Consider the following 21,151-nt stretch of genomic DNA (forward strand, 5'->3'; position numbering starts at 1 on the left):
ACTAGATACAATGATTTCAAATAATCCCGGCTTGTTGAAAAACTTGCTGGGGGGTAAATTGCAATCCTTCTAATAAATTATCGGTTAAAATTGCCTCATCTCGTTTTGTTTGAGGGGGTGCATCGGGATAAAAAATAGTAATGGTTTTAGCTTTCGGGTCAATAACCCAAACCCTCAATACTCCAGCATTAAGATAATCAATGGCTTTTTCACTCATTTGACCAAAGGTTTGATCCGGCGATATAATTTCTATCACTAATTCAGGGGGAACTGGACAAGCTTCATCAATAAATCGGTCTAAAGGTAGACGAGTATAGGAAATATAAAGTAAATCAGGAATTGGAACCCAATCTCGATTATTTTTTTTCAGAATAACCGCCCATTCGATGCCGATTTCTCCTTGATTTTGACACCATTGAGTTAAGAGGGTACACAAAGTTCCTCTAATTCGAGAATGAAAACGTTTGGGTGGTATTTTGGGAACTGCTTCTCCATTAATCAATTCATAATTTAAGTCGGTTTCAGGAAGGGTGAGAAATTCATCTAGGGTAAGTTGAGTTTTGATTGTTACCATCAGTTGATTGCTCAAAGGGGTTTATGGTTTAATAATATCGTTTGTAAGCTCTTAGAGATTTGGGAGTCCAAGCAATTTTTCTCAAGTCTCTAACTCCCGAAGAAAATCATCTACAGAACCCACTGTAATCAAGCCTTCTGCCACTTCCTGTCGAACTTCTTGAATTTCTTGGAGCAGTTGTTCTCGACGGTTTCTCTGTAGGCGCTTAACTAAGATTTCAACGATGAGGTTTTGTTCCTCAATTGAGAGTGCTTCTACTTTATCTAATGCTTGTTGAAGCCTTGAGGTTTGTAATCCTTCGGACATAACTAATCATATAAAAATTGCTAGTTTAATTATAACATTTTGAGGAAGATATAGCAAGTCTAAATGGATTGTACACTCATAATAATCAAGATTATTTTCCCAAAAAATACCACATAAACTCCCATAAAAATGCCTATTTCCCCTTGTTCCAATGCTCTGCATTACAATGCTAACTTTGAGGCTCTACCTCAAATTAACAGGTTGCCAAACTCTAATTTTACGGTCTTTTCCCCCACTAATTAACTTTTGACCATCAGGAGTAAATACAACTGCGGTAACAGCGTCAGTATGACCCTCTAGTGGAGGTTTTTTTTCGGATTGTTGATCTTTGACATCCCAAAGTCTAATTTTATGATCATTAGAACCACTCGCTAATAAACAACCATCAGGACTAAACGCTAATGTATTAATCGCTTCAGAATGCTGCCAATTGACTGAATATTGTTCCCCATTTTTAGTATCCCAAAGTTTAATTTCTCCCTGATCAGTACCACTCGCTAACATTTTACCATCAGGACTAAACGCTAATGCGTTAATCGCTTGTTTTGGAATCTGTAGCGTCATAATTTCTTCTTTCTTCAGAGTTCTTAAATTCCAGAATTTTATATAACCATCGACATCGCCACTGGCTAAAATAAAGTTATGATTATCAACCGCTAAAGCAGAAATTTGCCGGGAATGGCTCGAAAATTCTAGGATTTCTAAATTTTCTTCTTGAGTATCCCAAAGCTTGATGTTACCATTAATAGTGCTGCTAATTGCAAATTTACCATCAGGAGTTAACGCCACTGCTTTAACTCGACTTGAAGCTTTTTCTGTTCTCCCAAAACGATTGAAAAATGAGTCTTTTAAATCAAATATTCCTCCATACTCTGCTAAAGTTTTAGGTTTTTTTTCTTCTGGACTTTTTTCTTCTAGGTTTTTAATATCCCAGAGTTGAATCAGATTTACTTCTAACCCTCCAACCATAGCACTCACAATAAATTCTTCTGTTGGACTCAGAGTGATGGGTGTAGGAAATTTAAAGCCAGGTGTCATTTTTGAACCCGAAAATCGCTTAATTTTCCCTTTATTTAACAAATCATAAACAATAATTTCTTGATCACAACCTACTGCTATACGATTTCCATCCGAAAAGCTAACAATAGAACAGATTTCACTATCAAAATCTTCCATTGTTTCCACTTGCCATTTTTTACTAATCGTTGATTTTTGGCGATTTAACAGAGATGAAGGTTCAGATTGTTCAATATAACGATTCAGGGTAATATATTGCAAGCTGGCTTGATTTGGTTCAAGGTTAGTTAACTTAAAAACTTCAGAAGGTTCAGCAGTAACAGGGTTAATAATTTCCCAAAATTTACGATAACATTCCATCAGAGGTTTGTGAATCTCCTCTAACGTTGTTTGACTTAACCTAAAATTAGGTTGAAATTCTTTAATAACAATCCCTTCAATTAAACAAATTTTTCGACCAAAACCATCGGTTAAAACCCCAGTTTCAGACAACCCTGTATTATCACCTGTTGCTAAAATAACTCGAAAAATTAAGGTTAATTTGCCAACGGAAGGATGATCAATTTCTTGATAATAAGCAGTTTCAGGTTTTGAAAGTTCTCCTATGGCTGCTTTTGCCAAAATAATAGAAACATCCGCATTACAGATAAAATCAGGAGCAACAATTGTTCTGTAATCCAGGTATTGATTACGGCTGACTAAAAATGACCAAGCTGGTGTATAATTCATGGTAATTCAATTTTAGATTCAGGGAAATTTTTATAAAGTTCAGTTTGCAGGAGTAAAAAACAATCTAAGGCATAAGTTAAAGCGGTTTGTTCATCTGTAACTTGTGCCAATGTTTGTTCACGTTCTCGGCGTAGTTCTTCAGATCTTCTTTGAGCGAGTTCTTGTTTTTGGCTTGCAGATGATTGAGCTAATTTTGCTGCCAAATTAATCATTTTCTGCAAAGACTCTGTAGGAAAATTAAATTTTTTAGGTAAAAAGGTTTCAACAACGTCTGGTACAAGTCCTGCAACAACTTTTAGACCTTCACCTATAATTTGACCGACTTGCTCAAAAAAATTGAGGTTCTCTTTTACTTCAGGGTTATTGTCTTTCATCTCCTGCTTTTGTTTTTCAAGTCTATTATATTCAACTTGAATTAAATCAGGTAAAACACAAGCTAAAGGTAATTCAACTTGAAACGGTTTAGGTAAAACGTCTGGTGTTTTTAACATACTTCCGTCAGGTTGCAGTGTGGCAAAACCTTTGCCCACAGCACTAACCGGAATTAAATGAATGGGAACTTCTGCTTTTTGACAAGTCTGTACTAAGTTTTTAAACTCATCGATACTTAATAAAAGATCTAAGACTTCCTGAAGTGAATATTTATCTTCAACAATATCCCATTTACTAATAACAAACTGAATCGGTTTTCCAAATTTTTGCATAAGACTCAGCATTTTAGGGAGTTCATTAATTGCCCAAATATTACCCAATTTTCCATGCTGCATTAACGAAATAATACGCTGACCATCTAACAATCCCAGCATGATATCTGCATTTTGTAGCCTGTCATAAAATTCCTGGTTTTCTTTTTCCGTATAATCGGTTATCCTACCTCCTGCATAATCAATATAAGTAAATTTACAGGCTGAATAAATGGGTAAATTTTTGGTTTGGACTCGACAAGTAAAAGTCCATTCAGGTATTTCATTCGGGAAAGTTGGTTTTGGCCAGTCTTCACCAAAAACAATTTCTGAGTAAAGATCATGTAAGCGATTTCCCGTTTCCCCATTATCTACTTCCAGAAAAAAACCCGCATCTCCCTGTGTTGATAACTTTTTATATAAACTAGCCAGGAAAACGGTTTTTCCTGAAGCAGTAGGCCCTAACATAATAATTGAATAAGTATTCATGCGACTCCGTGAAGTAAATCCTCAAGGTTGCTGTTGCGTCCCTTGATTTAGCATTTGTCGGATATAATACCATAAAATCCCGTTAAAAAAATCATCATCTGATTATTCTAAACCACAGCATTTAACGATAATATTCGCTAATTTTTTGGCAGCACCCGGTTCTCCTCTCACTTGTCGTAAACGCTGGCGCATGGCTTCTAATTGTTCAGGATGGTCTAAATAATTTAAGACTAAATTAGCGATATCTTCGGGTTTGAGTTCTCCGACTAATTCGGGTACAATTTCCTGTTTTGCCCAAATATTCGGCCATGCAAATAATTTACCTTTTTTTAAGACTAATCTATTAATAATTTTAGCAAAAATAGATCCTAATCCGGGTAAATTCGCTAAGATTCCGGGTATCCCATCCCAAGAACGCATGGCATCTAATTGTTGAGTGGGTAATAATACAATCATGGGAACAGCTAAGGCTCCTAATTCGGCGGTATTGGCTCCCACTGTGGTTAAACAAATTTGACAGTTTGAAAGTAAATTATAAGCTGGAAAGGATGTATAAAGTTCTATTTTGACCCCGTTTTGAGTTTCTAAATAAGCTGGATCTTCTAAATGAAGTTGTGCTGAAATTCCGCCAAATTTTGCTATAATGGGGTTATATTGAGGATCGGCAAAACGAGCTAAGGTTTGTAAATCTAAGGTAGGTGCAACAGGAATAATAAATCGAGTTTTAGGTCGTTTTTGGTGTAAATATTCAACAATGGCTAAGGTTAAGGGGATACCTTGGGTTAATTTTGCTGCTTTAGAACCGGGTAATAATCCAATCATTATATCCGAAGAAATAGGAGAGGAAGAAGCCGATAAAGCTACATCCGCCATTAAATCTCCGATGACTTCTAATTTACCTTTATAGGGTTGGGGAATAGTCTCTAAAATCTCGGATTTCATCACCCCAAAACGGTTAATATAACGCCACCAACGCGCCTCCCATTCGGCATAAATAACGCTACGATAGCCTAAGCGTTTACTAATAACTACGGTAAAAAATTGATCTCCTCCTAAAAATAAAACGACACCTTTTTGATACCAGTCCCAATTTCCTGCGGTTTTTCCCAATAACAAAAATTGCCAAAAATATTCTGCGCCTTGAACTCGATCAATTTCTGGATAAGAACGAGCAATATTAACTTCTTTTCCAGTTGCATTCGGACAAGGAGATAATATTAAAGAAATTCTGGCTTGAAATGGTTGATGTTGTAGCTGTTCTCGTAAGGCTTGAACAACGGGACGTACCCAAGTTGTAATTTCACCAGGGCCATTAGAAAGGATTAAAATATCAATAGGATTTTCCATATTTACGAATTACGAATTACGAATTACGAATGGGGAATAGAAAGAAAAGGCTTCACTCTTATAAATCAAATATTTTGTAATTGATTCAAATTAATGATATCAACAACAGGAGAACGACAATTTAATATAATATCATTATGTCTTTTAAGCAAGATTATCTGAGCTATAAATACCCAAAATAGTTGTGATAAATTACGAGATTTAACATGGTTTTTAATATCTGAAAGCTTGGCTTTGGCAATGATTTTATTTTCTATTTTATAAACCCAATTCATTCCTCGTTTAGAAATTTGAAAACAATAACCGGGGAGATAACCGCCTCGATTTGCCCAAAACGCATAACGTTCTCCTAATGTAAAATAGTGAAAAATGTTATTAATTCCAGTCGTTTTTGCTAATTCGGGTGAAATTCCTAATGAATTATAAGTCACCGTTGAGCGAATATAATCAGAATATTTAATCACAATTTGTTGAGCCACTTTTCCTCCTAAACTTTCCCCAATCATATCGGGTTTTTGTCCTTGTTGGGTATGATGTTTTAACCAAGCGATCGCACCTTTTTTTTCTGCGGATTTTAACTGTCCTTCCCAACTGGCAATAAACACATCAGGTGTATCTTCTATAACTCGATAAAACGGATACCATGACCCATAGCCGCGAATTACTAAAACCGGAGGCTGATTAGCTTTTAAGGGAAGACGACCCTCGGCATAAAATCCGGTTTTTTTATCTTCAAATACTTGATCAATAATATAGTCTCCTAAAACCTTTTGTCCGATTTTATGGTTAATATAAATAGAAGGCGCATCGGGTTCAAATAATCCTTTAACTTGGGGTTTTGCAAATTGTTCATAGAGACGATCCAAACAATGCCGCCCTGTTACAGGATCAATAAAATCCTCTTTCAGAATAACAGAAGAATTTGAATTTCGATTTTTAGAGAAAAAATTAAACCAATTTTTGAGAATAAATTTCACCGCACGTTAAACCCATTGTGACGCTAATTTTTAATAAAAGGGCAATTAGATTAAGCAATTAATTCCTTAATTTTGTCTGGAGTTAATTCTTCTAATTTATTTAATACAATTGTTGCTCCCGCCTTTTCTAAGTTTTGCTGATATGCTTGACGACGTTCTAAATCGGCTTGTTGAATATGGGGCGGAAGCACCCCCACACCGACCCAAATACGGTCAGGTTGCAGTTGTTTGGCTTGGGTTACGGTGTACAAATCTGCGACGGTATCCCCAACATAAAGAACCGGGGTTTGTTCATTTTCTTCGGATTCTAATTCTGCGATCACTTCAAATAATCCCGTTGGGTCAGGTTTCCCCGGAACATCTTCCATCGCCCTTAAAACAAGAGAACCTAAATTTAGTTTACCCTGCAAAACATAGAGGGCTTCATCTCGCATCGCCCCACTAAAGAAACCCCAAAGCATCTGATTTTCAGTTAAGTTTTGAAAATAATTCGGGGTACAAAGTAAGGGTTCTGAACAAATATAACCTGTCCATTGTTCGGGGTCTAGCCCTCGATAACGGGACTGGAAAAAATCGATTAACTGTTTATAATTAAGGGAAATGTCGGTTCTGGTTTTTCCTTGGGCTTCAAAATAACGATAAACTAATTCTTGAGAGGCTTCCCAATCATTATTCCAAATTCCCTCAGATTTGAGAGCATCAATATCGGTGAGGGTCGGACGATAGGCGCCGTTTGTAAACTGTTCGACGGTATCAGCAATAGCCCGTCGATAGGAACCTCCCACATCCCGAATGACTCCATCAATATCAAAAACAACAATAGCGGTTTTCATCATTGAGTCCGTTGAGCTTATGTCATGCTCAAGGCTACACCTGAACTGGGTACTCCGGCAAATCTCAATCAAAGTATTGGCGGATTTGGAAAAACATAAGGTATTATAGAGGATTGTAATATTTTTAATTAAGCCTGGGATAGACCTGGAGGTGTAATTGTCAAGGTTCGTACTAAAAGTTCTCTGGCTGGATGAGAATGTTGCGCTGGCGGTGGATCAAGTGGTGGGTAAAGGCACAAGTCCTTTAACCTCTTACTTTTTCTGGCCTCGCAACGATGCTTGGGAACAACTGAAAACAGAAATGGAATCCAAACGTTGGATTTCTGAAGGTGATCAAGTTGAGTTGCTCAATAAAGCAACCGAAGTGATCAATTATTGGCAAGAAGAGGGCAGAAATCGCCCCATGAGCGAAGCCCAAGGTAAATTTCCTGAAGTTATCTTCACCGGGAGTAGCTGATCTCCTTCTCGTTGATTTAATTTTTGATTGTGTGAAGTCTCCAACGCCATAGCGACTGCTGGGCGTTGGTTTTGCATGGATAGAATTTGCTGGCTTCCTTTCAGTTGCAGCTAACATAGGAATAAGCAGAAAAGCTTAGTCTTGTTTTTCCGCATAACCCAACGGAAAATAACAGGGACTGAACCATAGGAGATTTGGCGAAGAGGAAAACCTATGACGAGCACATCTCGAATTCCATACACCACAGAACAAAGTCTGGCGTGGATGCGGGGACTGTTAACCCTGGCTTGGGCGGATGGAAGTTTTGGCGAGGAAGAACATGAGTTAATTGATGCGTTAACCCATGATGAATTAGTCGCGGTCACGAATGTTGACAGTTTAGATCCCATTTCACCCCAGGAATTAGGTGCTGTTTTAGGAACCCATCCTAAACTGGCTGAAAACTTCCTGAGAACGGCGGTAATGGTGGCTTTAGCTGATGGGATTTATTCAATTTGTGAGGATGATTTACTCCATCAATTTTGTCAAGCGTTAAACCTGAAAATAGAAGCGTTAGATACCTTACGCAAAACCTTACAAGATTTATCCCAAATTCAATCGGGGGAGTTAGGGGAAATTTGCATTAGTCAAAATAGCCATGATGATCATCATTTGGATGTTCTCTCCCCGGTTAAACATTGGTTAGACGACTTAGAAATTCATGATTCTAAAGTTGCCCATGCGGTGTGTAAATTAATTCCGCCTCAGTGCCCTTTTGAACGAGATCTCACCATATTTGGGCGCAAGATTGTTCATATTCCCCCCATGTGCAAATTGAATCCTTTATATGAACAATTTGTCGGGTTACGTTTCCGGGCGTTGTGTTATTTAGCAGATGAATGTCAGGAAGATATCTCTAAATATTGTTAGGAAATAACCGAGGCGAAAGCTGGGTTCAAAGTCCCCCTTTTTAAGGGGGATTTAGGGGGATCTGATCCCTGTTATAATTATAATCAGGGGTATTGGACTAATATTAACATCCTCTTCCCCACCCTAAAAACAAAGTTTAACCAAATACTTCATCTTCTATTCCTAACCACCATTCTCCCAAATTCATTAACTCTTCATGGAGTTGGGCTAACTCTTGAATATACTCTTCATGGGAAATTTCGGCTCGACGCTCTTGAAGTTTTTTTAATCGCAATTGCATTAATAACCAAGGTTTAGAAATACTATCCGTACTTTCAATATATCGGGCTAATTCTTGACTATTCATAACTCGGATTTTAATTTATTAATAAAGAATTAAAAACCGGGAATAGGGAAAAATTATCCCTTCCCCACTCCCAGCTTTTATATTAGGCAGACGCTAAATTACTGGCAACAAACTCCCAATTCACCAGTTGGCTCAGGAAGTTATCAATATAACCCGGTCTAGCGTTTTGGAAGTCCAGATAATAGGCGTGTTCCCAAACATCTAAGGTTAATAACGGAGTCGCCCCATCCACCATTGGGTTAGCCGCATTAGCCGTTTTGGTGACTTTGAGTTTGCCATTTTCCAGCACTAACCAAGCCCAACCACTTCCAAATTGAGTCGCCGCAGCGTTTTTGAATTCGGCTACAAATTTGTCAAAGCCGCCAAAATCTTGATTAATTTTGTTGGCTAAATCTCCTGTGGGTTCACCACCCCCACCGGGTTTCATACAATTCCAGAAGAAAGAATGATTCCACACCTGGGCGGCGTTGTTGAAGATTCCGACTTTGGCGGGGTCATTGGCCGTGGCTTTGATAATTTCTTCTAAGGATTTATCCGCCAGGTCAGTGTCTTTGATCAGATTGTTTAGGTTGGTAACATAGGCCGCGTGGTGCTTACCATGATGGTAGGAAAAGGTCTGCGCCGACATTTTGCTTCCTTCTAAAGCATCGGGGGCATAGGGTAAAGGCGGAAGTTCAAAAGCCATTGTGTTCTATCCTCTCTAAGTAGGTAAAGGTTACTCTAAACAAATCTTTACATCGTTTTGATTTTATCGCAAAAAATACATGATTTTGCCCTTTTGTCGTTGATTTTCTGAGACAATGGGGATTATCTGTCCTTAGAGGGAGTCTGGACACAAAAAGGGTTAAGCGTCAACGGTCAACTTTGACCGAATATGATTAAGATTTGTTAAATTAGTTTAATAAAACTAATTTTATCCATATCTTCCCCAGAATTACAATGATTGAAGAGATGAGTAATAGCGAGCAACCGCCATTGACAATGGATGTCCACCAGTTACGGGAAGAGCAAGAATTAATTTTAAACCAGATTGATAATGCGATCGCTTTATTTAATTCTTCTCATCATTTAGTATTATTTAATCAAAAATTAGCTGAAATTTGGGGATTATCTCTCAATTTTTTAACTCAACATCCTCCCTTAGAAACGATTTGTTCAGAAGTAGTTGCTCAGGGCTATTGGAGTGAACAACAATGTCAGCAACTCAAAGCTTGTTTGCAGCAAACAGAACTTCCGAATTTATCCTTTTGTATTCAGCAAAGTAACAACATTTATTTAGAAGTTGAAAGTACCTTAACCCCCCAGGGCGGTCGGTTATTTACGTTTCGAGATGTGACTTATTATCGCAATTCTCAAACCCACTTAAATACAGAAGTTCAGCGATTAAAATTTTTATTAGGGTTAAATGAACGCTTACAAGATTCTGATAATTTACAAGAGGTAGCTCAGTTTGCCTTGAATTATTTAGTTTCCGTTATCAATGCGGCTTTTGGCGATGTAAAAGTTATTTATGGAGAGGGAAGAAATCGCCAAGCCGAAACGATTATGAATCAAATTTCGGGTCAATTTATTGCCACCTATGGAGAACCTGCCATTGCTTTAATGCAGGAAATATTAAAGCATGGAATTCCCTATGGTCAAGGTTTATTATGGGATGTGGTGGCAACGGGTCAACCTATTTTTGTGCAAAATTATGCTCAACATCCTAAATCTGTTCCTGCTTTTCGCTCTCCCGGAATCGGTCAGTTAGGAATTTTCCCCATCCCGGCGACCAATGGAAAAATTATTGGGGTTTTAACCTTAGAATCACGGGACTTAAATCGATTTCAACAATATCCTCAACGGGATATGTTAGACGCCGCCTGTCGGACGCTGGGTGCGGCGATTGAACGGACACAAGCACAAACTCGCCTGCGTCAAATTAACGAAGATTTAGAACGCGCTTCTCAACTGAAATCAGAGTTTTTAGCGTCCATGTCCCATGAACTGCGAACTCCCCTCAATAGTATTTTAGGATTTTCCGACTTACTTAAACGCCAGATTGGAGGGACTTTAAATGAACGGCAACTGCATCACATTCAACTGATTGAAAAAAGTGGTCAACATCTCTTACAACTGATTAACGATATTCTGGATTTATCCAAAATTGAAGCCGGAAAAACCGAACTTGATTTACAAATTGTCGATGTTCATCGCCTGTGCACTGAAGGTTTAAAAATGATGCAGCCTCGTGCTGACAAAAAACGGTTGGCGATGTCTTTAGAATTAGATTATCGATTAAATCACGCCTTTTTAGATGAACGACGGGTGCGACAAATTATTATTAATTTATTGTCTAATGCGGTAAAATTTACTCCAGAGGGAGGAAGTATTAAACTGAGTGGATTTTTAGCTTATGGCAGCCAAATTGATCAAGATTATCGACCAGATTGTTCCCCGGTAAATTCCAGTACACCTTATCTTTGTTTAGAGGTAAAAGACTCAGGGATTGGGATTCCCGAAGAGCGTTGGCATCTTTTATTCCGTCCCTTTCAACAAGTGGATTCTTCTTTAACCCGTCGCCATGAAGGAACTGGATTAGGATTAGCATTAGTTAAACGACTGGCGGAGTTACATGGCGGCACCGTTTCCTTTCGTTCAACGGTGAATCGAGGCAGCTTATTTCGGGTGTGGTTGCCTTTAACCGAAATGCGTGAAGAATTAAGTCTGAATCGACGACCTCAAGCTTTATCTAAAGCTCAAAAATCCGATGTTTCTGATAGTTCTAACCTGAATTATCCCAATATTCCTCGAATTTTAGTCGTGGAAGATCAACCCTTTAATCAATTATTAGTTTCAGAAATTTTAGAGTTAGAGGGATATCGAGTTGAATTAATTAGTGATGGTCAAACCATGTTAGAAGCCATTCATTCTCCCCTAGTAACTGAAAAATCCTTACCCGATTTAATTTTAATGGATGTACAGTTACCAGAGATAGATGGGATAGAACTGATGCGTCAACTTCAAAACCATTCTCTGTGGCAATCTGTTCCGATTATTGCACTGACAGCAATGGCAATGGCAGGCGACCGAGAACGCTGTCTAGCCGCCGGTGCATCTGCCTATTTAAGTAAACCTTTAGATTTAGACTTAATGCTGTCTCTGGTGAAATCTTTTCTGGGGTCTTCATCGAAGAAGAAGTATTAAGATATTTCCCAACCGTTTGACAACATCACCCCAACGATACGATTACTTCTTTATAACACTTCTTTTAAATTATGAGTTGCATCACTGAGTTTTGCACTTCCGTTTTTAATTTGGTTGACACCGAGAGCCGTTTCATTAGCACCTCGTGTGAGATTATTCATAGCTTGATTAACCTGTTGAATGGCGACAGCTTGCTGTTTAGATGTTAAGGCAATTTGTTGACTACTTTCGACGATTTGTTCCATTGATTTTGACACATCAGAAAAAACTTGAGCCGTTTGGTGAGCCACATGAACCCCAGATTCAACATTTTTTGTTCCTTCTTCAGTCACCACAACTGTTGTTTGAATCATCCGTTGAATATCATTGACTAAGGTATTAATTTTTTGGCTGGATTTTTGACTCGCATCGGAGAGTTTTCTAATTTCAGACGCCACCACAGCAAATCCCTTTCCATGTTCTCCAGCGCGTACCGCTTCAACGGCGGCATTTAACGCTAACATATTGGTTTGATTTGATAAATCACCAACCACATCAGAAACACTACCAATTTGATGGGTTTGTTCACTTAACTGCACAATTTTTTCAGCAATAGATTCTACTTTGATTTTCAAAGTTTCCATTTCTTGTAAGGCTTTTTGAATGGCTGTTGTTCCCTGTTCTACCCGAATTAAGGCTTGTTGAGCACCAAAAACAGCCCCTTCTGCTTGTTGAGCAGACTGTTGAGAGGAAGCACTTAATTCATCCATTGTAACGGTTGTTTCTTGAACGGAAGATAATTGTTGATTGGTAATCCGTTCTTGTTCATTAATCGTGGAAACAATCTGACTGGAGAAGGAAGTCACAACCCCGACAACTTCCAAAATAGAATTGACTAATTTCTTTAAAAGAATGATTCCTAAAAATACAAAAAATCCCCCAATCACAAGAGTAACAATCACAGCTATCTGAATAAACTGATTGATGGGTTTTAAAACAACAGATTTGGGGGTTTCATAAACTAAAACAAAAGGATTTTTGCGATTAACTGAATCGGGAAAGATGGTATTATAAGTCATAATTGAGTCGGAAATATCTGTAATCAAGCCATTGCCTCCCGATAGCACTTGCTGAACAACAGCTTGTGAAAAATCAGTTTTAAAATTATGATTTTTATTGAATTCAAACCCCCACTGTTTTTCGGGAAGGGGGTGGCGTAAATAATATCCCTCTTGATTGATTACAAAAAATTGTTGTTGCAATTCTGAACTTAAATTATCATTATCAGCGAGATCAAACAACCGTTCAATTAAAATATTGGCAACTAAAATTCCTCGTTTCTCACCGGATTGATTATAAATGGGAACTCCATAGCGAATAATGGGTTTATGAGGAATTTCAATTTGATCATTATCTCGACTTAAGTTAATAGGAGAAACATAAACTTGCCCCGGTTTTAAGCTTAAAGTTTGTCGAAAGTAGTCCGATGAAGATTTGTTTTTTAACTCTTTGCGGGGAACAACTGTAACTTGACCATTAGCAACTTTGACTCTCAACAGTTCATTTCCGTCTTCATCTAAATATCTCAATTGATCATAATAAGGTCGATTGCTCAGGAAAGACTTAAAAATAATTGTTAATCGATCTATCCAATTGGCATAGGTGGATTTATCTTCAGGATCAATGCCTTTGTTCTCCCTAGCACGAATAATTCCTTGAATAGGTGGGGTTTCACTTAAATATAAAATATCAGATTTAAAATTTTCCATAAAAAGATTGAGGGTTTCCCCACTATTTTGTTCCTCATTTTTCATGGAGCGAACAACGGAATCTATTAAATATTCACGGGAGTTCATAATATTGAATGAACTGACAGCAAGTACGGGAAAAAGAATACTGGCGATCAATAAATATAAAAACTTGTTTTGGGATTTTCCCGGCCATCGAAAGTTAAACATAGGTTTTTTGGAACTGGATATTTTTGAAACCCTTTATAAGAGTATTATATCATACTTTTCACTAACCTCTAAAAGTTTAAAATTTATTTACATCTGTTCTTATAACTCCCTTTTTTGTTAAACAACAAATGTAATAAAACCCATCAAAAGGGAACAGCTTAACTGGGAACAGGGGTAATACTTCTAGCTGTTTCATATCACTTTTAAATTATTACAACCTATTTGGGATTGCTATACCTAGACTAAAACTGTAAATTAAAGTAACGTTTGATACCCAAGCTGTCACTTTTCAGGGATAATCTAAACTAAGGTATTTTTTATCTAAATTAGAGTTTTACACATGAATACTCCACTCTCACCTCAGTGCCAAAATCTACAACATCAGGTTGAAGGCTTAGTCAAACTTCTGCATCAAGAACCGTCCCTGCGACAACAGGATATTACGGCGGTGCGTGCATCTTTGAATAAAGTAATCTCCCCCAAGTTTGAAATTGTGTTTGCGGGGGCGTTTAGTGCTGGAAAATCGATGTTAATTAATGCCCTTTTAGAACGGGAATTATTATATAGTGCAGAGGGACACGCCACCGGAACGGAATGTTATATTGACTATGCGGAACCGGATCAAGAACGGGTGGTTTTAACCTTTTTAAGTGAAGCCGAAATTCGGGAACAAGTCGCGGCTTTATGTCAGCTTTTGGGCTTAAGTTCTAATGTTAATATTAATCGCAATGATGTGATTGATTTACTTTTAGAAGGCTGTGACAAAATTATTCAGCAAGAAGGAGGGGTTAATAAATCTGAACGCGCCAAACAAGCCAAAGCGTTAGATTTATTAATGAAAGGGTTTGTGGAAAACCGCGATCGCATTCACACCCTAAACAACGCCACCTATTCGATGGAACAGTTCAACTTTTCTAACCTCAAAGAAGCCGCCAGTTATGCCCGTCGAGGCAGTAATAGCGCGGTCTTAAAACGGATTGAATACTATTGCTATCATCCCCTATTACAAGATGGAAATGTCATTATTGACACCCCTGGAATTGATGCGCCTGTAGAGAAAGATGCTCAATTAACTTATCAGAAAATTGAGAATCCCGATACCTCGGCGGTGGTCTGTGTTTTAAAACCAGCATCGGCGGGAGAAATGACAATAGAAGAGACAGAACTCTTAGAACGAATTCGTCAAAATCCCAGTATCCGCGATCGCGTTTTTTATGTGTTTAATCGCATTGATGAAACCTGGTACAATGCCCAACTGCGTCAACGGTTAGATAACTTAATTTATTCAGACTTTCAGGATACCACCAGAGTCTATAAAACCAGTGGATTATTAGGGTTTTATGGAAGTCAAATTAAATCAACAACGGGACGCGATCGCTTTGGGTTAGATAGTATTTTTGCTGAAAGTATTAAAGGATTTGGGGGAGAAGAAGAAACCCCTCAATTTGTCTATGCTTTTAATAACTATTGTGGTAGTTCTCGTAAACTTCCGCTCCAATTTCGAGTCACCATTAATGGCTATGAATCTCCCAACCAAAACTATGTGAGAATTTTAGCAGATTGGGGACAACCCCTGATTGATCAGTTAATTAAAGATAGCGGAATTGAAGATTTTCGTACCGCCATTACTTACTATTTAACCCAAGAAAAACGTCCCCAACTGTTTAAAAATCTAGCCGATGATTTAGAAGATATTTGTATTCCCCTGCGGAAGTATTACGAATCAATTCAACGGGAATTAGACAGTCAACCCCGTGAAATTGAATCGATGAAAGCCCAGGAATTACAACTGCTGAATCAACAATTGCAAGAAGCCGGACAGGAATTTCGAGATCATATTGCGGAAGAAGTGAATCGAATTATTACCAGTAAATGTGATGGGTTTGAGCAGGATTTTAATCAATTACAATCTCGGATGGTGAGGCGTTTAGATGAATTATTAGATAGTTTTTCTGTAAAAGAAGCCTATAGTCGTGCGACCTTCAGCCATCCTCGGAATGCAACTGCGCCGTTATTAGCGGTTTTAGTGGAAGCATTGTATTATTTAGCGAACCAATTAGAGGATATTTTAGTAGAGGCGGTTCAATCTGTAAATGCGGGGTTTTTCCGTCGTTTAGTTGAACGAGTTCGTAAGACTGAATATTATCGCAAACTCAATCGTTTATTAGGGAATGATGGGGGAATAGAACTGCGGTTAAAACGGTTAGAAGAAGAGGTTAACCAAGCGTTAGTTGCGATGGCTAAAACGGAATGCGATCGCTATGTACGAGAAAGTCCCAACTTCTATGATGAACGAACCTTTTCAATTTATCAATTTCGCCAAACTTTATTACAAACCTCATCCAGTTATGATATTAAAGCAATGCTCGATGCAGAACCCGCTATTCGTCAATTGTTGAAGTTAGATTTAGAACCTAAAGTTGCAGAAACTATCAATCAAACCTTCCGCCAAACGGTTAACCAAACCCTGAAAACTCAATTATTACCGATGACGGAAATTCAAGGGGAAGAAATTATGCAGCAATACAGTCAAGCGCGAGCTTATTTAGAGAATACCTTGGAACAGGAAGCGGAGGAGAAAATCAAAACGAATGCTCGATTTCAGTCTGAAGTTAACCAAAAAATTGAGGAATACAATCAATTTGTTTCAGCGATTAATAGTTGTTTACAGTCAATGCAACTATTTGAACATCTATTACCAACCATCTCTAATTCTAACATTAGTGATGAGCGTTTAGACTTCTAATATAGCAAGTCTAAATCAGTTGTATAAATGACTTAAAATCCAATTCATCGTAGGGGCGAGGCGCGCCTCGCCCCTACACTGGGATTTGTGTCCCTTTTTTAGGATTAATAATCAGCCCTGATGATGAGGGTACAGTCTATTTTTACTTAATTTTAACAAAAACCATGAACAACACAGCCAAAGTATACACCTTATATTTTGCAATTGATGATATTACAACTTCAATCTGCAACATTATTAATAATCGACCAAATTCAGAAAAAATTAATAGCGATGAACTGTTTAATAAATTCTGGACTAAGGGTAGAAATAAATATTCTGAGCTAAACTATGATCTAGTAGCCGAAATTGGAATAGCTAATTTTAAAGCAGAACAAGAATTTGGCAGAATTGCATCAGCGATAGAAAATGCTTTAGGAAAACTGGAAAATGATCAGAATTGCTACTTGATTTACTGTCTATGGTTTGCTTTAAATATTGCTATTGTTGAGTATTCTTTTAAAAACCCATCAGTCAACCAACATAACCTATATGTGGAGATAGAAAATCAGTTAAGATTAGCTCATGAAAAATATCTTTTTTCGTCCCAGTCACGTCTGGAAGAGTGGCAGAATATTGAGGCGATAGTCAAATCAAAATTAGGAAATTTTTAACAGAGTTTTCAGTAAGACTAGAAGATAATTATTTGAGAAAGGGTAGGTATATAAACTGATTTTTTTATCATAGAGCATGATCTATAATAAAAAAATAGAAACTTGATTACAGGATGGTTAAATTAATGAAACCTACCCCCAGAATTGTCATTCCTCAAGAAGTTAGAAGATATGTATTTTTACGAGATAATTATCAATGTAAAAGCTGTGGGAAAACCGAAAATGAAACCCAACTGACCATTGATCATATTATCCCATTAGCAAAAGGAGGGTCTAACGATATTAGTAATTTACAAACCTTGTGTTCTCAATGTAATCAGAAAAAGAAAGCTGATTTTGATCCGCGTTTCAAGCGAAACTTTACAATTTAATAATTTAAACTAAAAATGATATAATAGTAGAATTAAACGACCGAGTTAGGGATTTTTAGTTCTACAAATGATAAATCCTCTTAGAAAAAAACTGCATTACTTAGTTGATCAGATCTCCGAAGAAGACTTAGGAAAAGTCTGGAAATCCTTGCAAACCCTATTTTATGATACCTATATGCTCAAAGCGATTCAAGAAGCCAAGGAAACCCTAACACCAGGAGACTCCTTAACCTATGATGAAGCCCTAGAACTGTTGCATTTTGAGTATAGTAGACCCAGTGCCTCCCATTCAGAACATCACCATCCCACCTATCGTCCTATTCCCCAAATGAATGACTGAGTAACCCCATCGTGACGCTTGATGTCCGCTATGGTCGATCTTTTATTCATGACCTAATAAGCTTAGAACCATCCGCTTATTCTAAGGTCTATCATTTTGTCTTTGTTGAATTTAAACAGATTAAAACTCTCAAAGACTTACCCGAACTTAAGCCATTAGGTTCAAGTGCTATTTTTTATCGCTTTACTTTAGAAAATTATTTAATTGGAATAGAAGTAACCGGTCAAATTGTTAAATTCGTCCGAATTCTACCCAAACCCAAGATTTAGAGCACAAGCAGGAGGAGACAAGCAACCGTGAACCGCCCCTACTTTATTACAAACTGTTAAGGTGTATTGCAAAGCGTCACAACTAACCGGGGAAAAATGGTTTCGAGGGGAGTGTCCGTGATACCATCACAAATTAGTAAAAAGACGAGATAGATTGGGAGAAGACCGTTGACACTACGGGTTGCTGTTGTTGGTTCTGGCCCTGCGGGTTCTTCCGCAGCCGAGACGCTAGTGAAAGCAGGCATTGAAACCTACCTGTTTGAACGTAAGCTGGATAACGCCAAACCCTGTGGTGGGGCGATCCCGCTTTGTATGGTGAGTGAGTTTGACTTACCTGCTCATGTCATTGATCGGCGGGTGAGAAAAATGAAAATGATCTCTCCCTCGAACCGTGAGGTTGATATTTTCATTGAAAAAGAAGACGAATATATTGGAATGTGCCGTCGGGAAATTCTCGATGGGTTTATGCGCGATCGCGCCGTCTCTCTAGGGACAATTTTAATAAATGGTACTGTTCATCAATTAGAAATTCCTAAAACCAGTTCCGAGCCTTATGTGATTCATTATCATGACCATGCAACGGCTGAAGGTGGCGTCGGTACACCCAGAACCCTAGAAGTGGATGTGGTGATCGGGGCTGATGGAGCTAACTCCCGCATTGCTAAAGCCATTGATGCTGGGGATTATAATTATGCGATCGCCTTCCAAGAACGCATCCGTATCCCCGAAGATAAAATGGCCTATTATGAAGATCGGGCGGAAATGTACGTTGGAAACGACGTTTCCCCAGACTTCTACGCCTGGGTATTCCCCAAATATGATCACGTTGCGGTGGGTACTGGGACAATGAAACCCAACCAAGCCATGATCAAACAATTGCAAGCGGGAATTCGCGCCCGGGCAGCGAACCGCATCGAAGGCGGTAAAATTATTAAAGTCGAAGCTCACCCCATTCCCGAACATCCCCGTCCTCGTCGGGTTGTGGGACGAGTGGCTTTAGTCGGAGATGCCGCCGGAACAGTTACGAAGTCCTCTGGAGAAGGCATCTATTTCGCCGCCAAGTCGGGCCGGATGTGTGCCGAAACCATTGTGGAACGGAGTAATAGTGGTCAACGCATTCCCACAGAAGCGGATCTGAAGGAATATATCAAACTCTGGGATAAGAAATATGGGATTACTTATCTGGTGTTGGATATTCTGCAACGAGTCTTCTATCGCACGGATGCGACCCGTGAAGCCTTTGTGGAAATGTGTGCGGATAGGGATGTTCAGAAGTTAACCTTTGATAGCTATCTGTACAAAACCGTCGTTCCAGCAAACCCTCTAATTCAGATGAAGATTACAGCAAAAACCCTGGGGAGTTTGTTACGCGGAAGTGCGTTAGCACCGTAATCAGTTATCAGTTATCAGTTATCAGTTATCAGTTTAAGAGTTAAGAGTTAACTTCTTTTCTTGACTGATAACTGATGATAAGGAGAAGTTTAAGTATGAATTCAACAAACCCGTCAGAAGAACAACTCAATGCGACGGATATTTTAGAATTAGTTCAACAAGAAAAAACAGCTACCTTGAGTCATTTAGTTTCAAGTGTGGTGCATGAAATTAATAATCCTTTAGGCTGTATTGCGGGAAATATTACTTATATTAAAGATTATGTCAAAGATTTATTAAATTTAATTGAACTGTATCAAGAACATTATCCCGATCCTGTTAACGAAATTGCTGATGAAATTGATGCGATTGATTTAGAGTATTTAATGGAAGATGTGCCGAAATTGTTATCGGCGATGGAGAATGGCGCAGAACGGTTACATCAAATTAGTAATGCTTTACGAACGTTTGGGAGATTTGAGAGCGATCGCCAAGTATTATTTAATATTCACGATGGCATTGATAGTGTATTATTAATGTTAAAAAGTAGGTTCAAAGGAACAAAAATCCGATCTCCCATTGAGGTGATTAAAAACTATGGAGACATCCCTGAAATTAACTGTTATCCCGGACATTTTAATCAAGCTTTATCTTATTTAATTAATTATAGCATTAATGCTTTAGATGAAAAAGCAAAAGCTCAACCCTCTAATCCTGAATTTAAACCCACAATCACAATTAAAACCAGCTTAACTTCAGATTCTGTTATTTTATCAATTCAAGATAATAGTTTAGGAATATCGGAAGAGGCTCAAAATACAATTTTTGAAGCGTTATTAATCACAAAACCCGTAGAACAAGGAACTGGAATTGGTTTATCTGTCAGTCGTCAAATTATTGAAGAGCGACATCAAGGTAAAATTAAATGTCAGTCATCGTTAGGAAGTGGAACAGAATTTATCATCGAACTTCCAAGAGCATCGGAGTCTTAAACTTAATCCTAATTTTGATTATTAAATACATCTTCATAAATTTGCGCCATTGTCAGCGTTAACCCCACAGATTCTAAGATTAAATCGTCTTTTTGTCCTAAAATTTGGATTGTCCAATTTCCTTGATCATCTTGACGATAAACTTCCACTTGCATTTGATTTTGGGAGACTAAAACATATTCTTTTAAACTGTCTAGGGTTTGATAGTTCATTAATTTTTCCCGTCTATCGGTGGTTTCTGTACTTTCTGAAAGAACTTCTATAATTAAACTAGGTTGAGTTTTGAAATATCTGTGATTATCTTGGGGGTTACAAGTGACCAGTAAGTCAGGATAATAGAAAATATCGTCTTGAACTTTAACTTTCATATCCGACACAAACACCCGACAAGAACTTCCCCGCAGATGAGGACGCAATAAAGCCAAAATATTTCCTGCAATAATATTATGTTCCTCACTTGCACCCGCCATCGCAAAGACATAGCCACCAACATATTCATGGCGAGTTTGACTGTTAGCTTCGGCGTTTAGATAGTTTTCAACGGTCAATAGGGGTAAAGGCGATCGCATTTTTTATTCCTCGTCATTATCTTTTATAAACATTCTATTAACATTATAGT

The 21,151-nt window shown here is 38.0% G+C and carries 21 protein-coding genes; 10 read left to right on the forward strand and 11 right to left on the reverse strand.

The window, feature by feature from the left end; translation table 11 throughout:
• Positions 1 to 16: 16 nt before the first annotated feature.
• From H6G57_RS19705 to H6G57_RS19735, 7 genes are all read right to left on the reverse strand, one after another.
• Positions 17 to 574, reverse strand: a complete 558-nt coding sequence (locus H6G57_RS19705) for a Uma2 family endonuclease (protein ID WP_190521578.1) — start codon at positions 572 to 574, stop codon at positions 17 to 19.
• 81 nt (positions 575 to 655) lie between these two features.
• Positions 656 to 880, reverse strand: coding sequence for a hypothetical protein (locus tag H6G57_RS19710; protein ID WP_083620587.1), 225 nt, complete (start codon positions 878 to 880; stop codon positions 656 to 658).
• A 183-nt stretch (positions 881 to 1,063) separates the two neighbouring features.
• Complete coding sequence (locus tag H6G57_RS19715) at positions 1,064 to 2,626, reverse strand: WD40 repeat domain-containing protein (protein ID WP_190521580.1); 1,563 nt, start codon at positions 2,624 to 2,626, stop codon at positions 1,064 to 1,066.
• Positions 2,623 to 3,798, reverse strand: coding sequence for a hypothetical protein (locus H6G57_RS19720; protein ID WP_190521582.1), 1,176 nt, complete (start codon positions 3,796 to 3,798; stop codon positions 2,623 to 2,625). Before H6G57_RS19720 ends, H6G57_RS19715 begins: the two co-directional genes overlap by 4 nt.
• 102 nt (positions 3,799 to 3,900) lie before the next feature.
• Complete coding sequence (locus tag H6G57_RS19725; protein ID WP_190521584.1) at positions 3,901 to 5,145, reverse strand: lipid-A-disaccharide synthase; 1,245 nt, start codon at positions 5,143 to 5,145, stop codon at positions 3,901 to 3,903.
• A gap of 65 nt (positions 5,146 to 5,210) precedes the next feature.
• Positions 5,211 to 6,122, reverse strand: coding sequence for a hypothetical protein (locus tag H6G57_RS19730; protein WP_309235977.1), 912 nt, complete (start codon positions 6,120 to 6,122; stop codon positions 5,211 to 5,213).
• Between the two features lie 50 nt (positions 6,123 to 6,172).
• Positions 6,173 to 6,955, reverse strand: a complete 783-nt coding sequence (locus H6G57_RS19735) for a TIGR01548 family HAD-type hydrolase (protein ID WP_190521586.1) — start codon at positions 6,953 to 6,955, stop codon at positions 6,173 to 6,175.
• Positions 6,956 to 7,112: 157 nt separating this feature from the next.
• Here H6G57_RS19735 and H6G57_RS19740 point away from each other — a divergent pair, with 157 nt between their 5' ends.
• Both H6G57_RS19740 and H6G57_RS19745 read left to right on the forward strand, forming a co-directional pair.
• On the forward strand, positions 7,113 to 7,412 hold the full coding sequence (locus tag H6G57_RS19740) for a 30S ribosomal protein PSRP-3 (RefSeq protein ID WP_072720109.1): 300 nt from the start codon (positions 7,113 to 7,115) through the stop codon (positions 7,410 to 7,412).
• Positions 7,413 to 7,625: 213 nt separating this feature from the next.
• The gene (locus H6G57_RS19745) at positions 7,626 to 8,321 is read left to right on the forward strand and encodes a Mo-dependent nitrogenase C-terminal domain-containing protein (RefSeq protein WP_190521588.1); all 696 of its coding nucleotides are present in this window, start codon (positions 7,626 to 7,628) and stop codon (positions 8,319 to 8,321) included.
• A 136-nt stretch (positions 8,322 to 8,457) separates the two neighbouring features.
• Here H6G57_RS19745 and H6G57_RS19750 read toward each other — a convergent pair whose 3' ends face one another.
• Positions 8,458 to 8,667, reverse strand: a complete 210-nt coding sequence (locus H6G57_RS19750) for a hypothetical protein (protein ID WP_190521590.1) — start codon at positions 8,665 to 8,667, stop codon at positions 8,458 to 8,460.
• A gap of 82 nt (positions 8,668 to 8,749) precedes the next feature.
• Positions 8,750 to 9,352 (reverse strand): superoxide dismutase, encoded by a 603-nt coding sequence (locus tag H6G57_RS19755; protein WP_190521592.1) that lies wholly within the window; start codon positions 9,350 to 9,352, stop codon positions 8,750 to 8,752.
• Positions 9,353 to 9,618: 266 nt separating this feature from the next.
• Here H6G57_RS19755 and H6G57_RS19760 point away from each other — a divergent pair, with 266 nt between their 5' ends.
• A complete protein-coding gene (locus H6G57_RS19760; RefSeq protein ID WP_375539540.1) occupies positions 9,619 to 11,853 on the forward strand; it encodes an ATP-binding protein in 2,235 nt (744 codons plus the stop codon).
• Between the two features lie 50 nt (positions 11,854 to 11,903).
• On the opposite strand, the gene H6G57_RS19765 is transcribed toward H6G57_RS19760, so the two are convergent.
• Positions 11,904 to 13,790 (reverse strand): methyl-accepting chemotaxis protein, encoded by a 1,887-nt coding sequence (locus H6G57_RS19765; RefSeq protein ID WP_190521594.1) that lies wholly within the window; start codon positions 13,788 to 13,790, stop codon positions 11,904 to 11,906.
• Between the two features lie 340 nt (positions 13,791 to 14,130).
• Between H6G57_RS19765 and H6G57_RS19770 the strand changes: the two genes are divergently transcribed.
• From H6G57_RS19770 to H6G57_RS19800, 7 genes are all read left to right on the forward strand, one after another.
• Positions 14,131 to 16,536 (forward strand): dynamin family protein, encoded by a 2,406-nt coding sequence (locus tag H6G57_RS19770; protein WP_190521595.1) that lies wholly within the window; start codon positions 14,131 to 14,133, stop codon positions 16,534 to 16,536.
• Positions 16,537 to 16,700: 164 nt separating this feature from the next.
• Positions 16,701 to 17,189: a hypothetical protein gene (locus H6G57_RS19775; protein ID WP_190521597.1), complete on the forward strand. Its 489-nt coding sequence runs from the start codon at positions 16,701 to 16,703 to the stop codon at positions 17,187 to 17,189.
• A 125-nt stretch (positions 17,190 to 17,314) separates the two neighbouring features.
• A complete protein-coding gene (locus H6G57_RS19780; protein WP_190521599.1) occupies positions 17,315 to 17,560 on the forward strand; it encodes an HNH endonuclease in 246 nt (81 codons plus the stop codon).
• Between the two features lie 67 nt (positions 17,561 to 17,627).
• Entirely contained in the window at positions 17,628 to 17,900 is a 273-nt protein-coding gene (locus tag H6G57_RS19785; RefSeq protein ID WP_190521601.1) for a hypothetical protein, read from the forward strand.
• 11 nt (positions 17,901 to 17,911) lie between these two features.
• Positions 17,912 to 18,169, forward strand: coding sequence for a cytotoxic translational repressor of toxin-antitoxin stability system (locus H6G57_RS19790; protein ID WP_072720121.1), 258 nt, complete (start codon positions 17,912 to 17,914; stop codon positions 18,167 to 18,169).
• Positions 18,170 to 18,337: 168 nt separating this feature from the next.
• Positions 18,338 to 19,561, forward strand: coding sequence for a geranylgeranyl reductase (gene chlP, locus H6G57_RS19795; RefSeq protein WP_190521603.1), 1,224 nt, complete (start codon positions 18,338 to 18,340; stop codon positions 19,559 to 19,561).
• Positions 19,562 to 19,656: 95 nt separating this feature from the next.
• Complete coding sequence (locus tag H6G57_RS19800) at positions 19,657 to 20,532, forward strand: sensor histidine kinase (RefSeq protein ID WP_190521605.1); 876 nt, start codon at positions 19,657 to 19,659, stop codon at positions 20,530 to 20,532.
• Between the two features lie 8 nt (positions 20,533 to 20,540).
• Here the strand turns inward: H6G57_RS19800 and H6G57_RS19805 are convergent, their stop codons facing one another.
• Positions 20,541 to 21,101, reverse strand: a complete 561-nt coding sequence (locus tag H6G57_RS19805) for a Uma2 family endonuclease (protein WP_190521607.1) — start codon at positions 21,099 to 21,101, stop codon at positions 20,541 to 20,543.
• Positions 21,102 to 21,151 lie beyond the last annotated feature (50 nt).

The sequence above is a fragment of the Planktothrix sp. FACHB-1365 genome (assembly GCF_014697575.1).
In the GTDB taxonomy this organism is placed as follows: domain Bacteria; phylum Cyanobacteriota; class Cyanobacteriia; order Cyanobacteriales; family Microcoleaceae; genus Planktothrix.